The following is a 3,030-nucleotide window of genomic DNA, read 5'->3' as shown; positions in this document are numbered from 1 at the left end:
GGCCGGCCTGGCTGCCGCACCCCTGCACCAGGGTGAGCGCCAGGAGCAGCACCCCCCAGCAACGCTTCGAGTCGACCACGCAGGAGCCCCTGTCTCTGACAGGAGCATTCCCCGTGCGAGCTGGCTTCAGCCGTGTTCAGGCAGTTCAGAGGTACGCAGCATCGCCACAAACCAGAGGCTGCTGATCAGCACGGCCGCCAACACCCCGGTGCCGATGCTCACTTTGGCCATTAAGAAGCAGACCAACAGTGGCAAGGCCACAGCTCCGGTGATCGGAGTGAGGGCAACCAGAGCTTTCATCGCAGCGGCTTCAGAACCATTCGGCCACAGCCTGATCGCTGGGGTTGCTGTTGTCTTCGGGGGTGGTGCGTTCGAAATCGAGCGTGATGTTGCGCTTTTGCTCGCCATCGGCGGCCACGGCCTCGATGGCGTACACCTGCTGCCCGTCGCGGAAGGGCACCTGAATTCGGAAGGTGCCGTCGCTGGAGAGGGGCACGTCTTCGCCGCCGATGCTCAATTTGGCTGAGGGATCGGTGGCCCCGTACACAATCAGTTCGGCGTCAGCCACGAGCCAGAAGGAGCGCTGTCGCGGGGCTACCACGCCGGAGCCAGATTCGCTGCGGCCGCTGGCCCACAGGCCGGCACCGGAGGCATTGAGGCCGGTGCCGCTGCCCTGATCCAGTTCATGGAAGGCTTCTGAGCCCCGACCGAGGCGGCGGGTTCCCGTCGTTGCTGTTTGGTAAAGCCGCTCGTGAAGGCCGTTGTCGCTGCTGGGCAGCGTTTGTGGCGTGATGGTGCTGGGAGGAGTATCGAGCGAGAAGGGCACGAACTGATCGAGGATCTGCTCGCTCGGGTGCAGGGCTGGAACGCGCGCCACCGAGGAGAACGCCAGAGAGATCCAGCCGCCACCGCTGACGCGGTAGCCGAGCTCCACGCGGTAATCCCGATCGCTCAGGGGCACAGGGAGATACCACTCGGTGGCGTGGCTATCCACCGGCACTTCCTGGAGGGTGTGGGGATGGCTGCCGCCGTTGCTCATGCCGGTCACATCAGCCACTCGCAGGCAGAGCTGGCTGGCACCTGCCTTGAAGGCCTGTTGGCGATCCTTTTCGCAGATCTCCCAGAACACGTAGGCCCACTGCGGGTCGCGTGGCAGAAACACCACTCGGGTGTCCTCACCTTGCCGGCTGGGCGCGTGTTCCTGCTCAAGGCTGGAAAGATCGGCCTGGCGTTCGCCGATCGCACTCACCAGCTCGTCTTTGGTTTTGCGGCTGTAGAGGGTCACGCCCAGCTCGCTGGCCACCTGGCGCAATTGGCGCAGGGTCATCCGGGCTAGCGATGACAGGGTCTGACTCACAGCGCCTCCGGATTATGTTCGGGATCAGTCTGGCTAACTCTCACAGGTCCGCCCTGATCTGTGATCCCGCAGTCAGCATCCCAAGACCGGCGTCGCGGCTGTGGCCTGGGCACAAAAAAGCGAGGGTTGCCCCCCGCTTATCAAAAGACCTTGATTGATAGCCCTGTGATCAGCGGCCGATGCTGCGGTAGGGCACCTTGGCCAGGTAATCGATGTCGGCGCTGCCGGCGGCACTGGCGCCACGCAGAGCAGGCAGGGTGCGTACCCAGGCCATGTAGTCCTGCGGGAAGCCGCCGCGGCGCTGGAGGGAGCGCTCTGGCAGTTTGCGGGCCGTGCCGGTGTACACAATCTGGGGAAAGCCCAGGATGCCGCGGTAGTAGGCGTCGTAGCGGGGGCTGGTGATGTTGAAGGGAGTTTCACCCAGATCACGGCTGCCCACCACCCGATTGCGGTGGTAAGGAACGGTGTCGTAACCGAAGGCGTTGAGGTACTCCTCGCTATCGAGAATGTCGTCAACCATGCCCTTAACGCCGCGGGTCATGAGCACAGCCGACCAAGCAATCTCCTCGGACTTGCCGTGGGTCTTGCGGCCCAGCAGCTTCTCCACAAGGTGGCGAGCCACCTTGTAGTTGCTGTTCAGGGTGTAGAAGCTGCGGTTGAAGGTGTCCGACAGGCACAGGGAGCGAATGAAATCGCGCACTGTGATCTGACCGTTACGCAGCTGCGACTCCAGGGTGCGGTCGCGGTCGACCTTGAAGGCGTGGAAGAAGATCTGGCGGTAAGCCGCTTCGATCACGAAGTTCTGATCTTCGCGATCCATTGCCTTGTCCATGGACGCGGCTTTGGGATCCTCGTCCGAGCCCACGCGAAGGGGATCCACACGCGAGTTCTGCGTTGTGGGCGCGTACTTCAGGAGGGGAAGGGCCACTCGAACTTCGGCATCCGTCGTGGCTGATCGTAGAAGTGCCGTCACGGCTCCACTGATCCGCCTCAGGCAGGACTCACAGTCCGTAACGTTCGCAACAGACCTCCCCTACCAGCCCAGTAGCGACAGAGCGGGTTCGCTCCCAGCTGTGCCGCCAGCCGCCGATGCCGCAGGTCGTTGCCGTTGTGCGTCTTCGCAGCGGGTTTCGATGCAGAAGGAGGCGTTGTTGGAGAGCCCCTCCACCGTGCTGCTGCGCACGCGCACATTGGGGCCCTGAAAGGCGAAGCGTTCCCACACGCTCATCGTCTCGTAGTCGGTGCTGAGCAGCAGGCCATCGTGCTCATCCATGCAAAAGCGCGAGCTGGCCGGTGCCTTTTCGGCATAGCCGAGATCGCGCAGCAGGATTCCCTCGCGGCCGCGTTCGTCGGTGGGGATCAAGCCGATCACGCTTTCGCCGGTGTGGTCTTCGCCGGCTTTATCCCAGGCCATCGAGGCGCTCCAGCGCACCCAGCAGCCGCCTACGAGCCCTGCCGGATCCTGGCCGTGCAGCTGTGCCAGCTCCATCAGCTTTGGATCGCTTGCGGCCAGTTCGTCCACCACGATCAGGGAGCCTCCCGCCTCGGCGCGGCGGTGCAGCAGGTGATGGACGCTGCGCTGGGAGCGCCAGCGGCCGCAGCTCAGCTGAAAAAAGCTGAGGGCGTTCTCAAGGGAGAGGCTCACGGCGGCGCGGCGGGTGCAGCGATGATCG

Annotated in this window: 4 protein-coding genes; all 4 read right to left on the bottom strand. The window is 64.0% G+C overall.

Annotated features, from left to right (window positions below; genetic code table 11):
• Positions 1-126: 126 nt before the first annotated feature.
• Positions 127-300, bottom strand: a complete 174-nt coding sequence (locus tag ACIQ2E_RS13740) for a hypothetical protein (protein ID WP_398331685.1) — start codon at positions 298-300, stop codon at positions 127-129.
• Between the two features lie 10 nt (positions 301-310).
• Positions 311-1,357: a DUF4912 domain-containing protein gene (locus tag ACIQ2E_RS13735; protein WP_398331682.1), complete on the bottom strand. Its 1,047-nt coding sequence runs from the start codon at positions 1,355-1,357 to the stop codon at positions 311-313.
• A gap of 169 nt (positions 1,358-1,526) precedes the next feature.
• Positions 1,527-2,285 (bottom strand): phycobilisome rod-core linker polypeptide, encoded by a 759-nt coding sequence (locus ACIQ2E_RS13730; RefSeq protein WP_398331679.1) that lies wholly within the window; start codon positions 2,283-2,285, stop codon positions 1,527-1,529.
• Between the two features lie 105 nt (positions 2,286-2,390).
• Positions 2,391-3,002, bottom strand: coding sequence for a phycobiliprotein lyase (locus tag ACIQ2E_RS13725; RefSeq protein ID WP_398331688.1), 612 nt, complete (start codon positions 3,000-3,002; stop codon positions 2,391-2,393).
• Positions 3,003-3,030 lie beyond the last annotated feature (28 nt).

It is taken from the genome of Vulcanococcus sp. (genome assembly GCF_044369115.1).
GTDB lineage: Bacteria > Cyanobacteriota > Cyanobacteriia > PCC-6307 > Cyanobiaceae > Vulcanococcus.
This window is presented reverse-complemented; position numbering and strand designations above follow the sequence as displayed.

Bases quoted from the DNA above. Each gene is read 5' to 3' on its own strand.
- ACIQ2E_RS13740 (WP_398331685.1), bottom strand. From the start codon at position 300: ATGAAAGCTCTGGTTGCCCTCACTCCGATCACCGGAGCTGTGGCCTTG.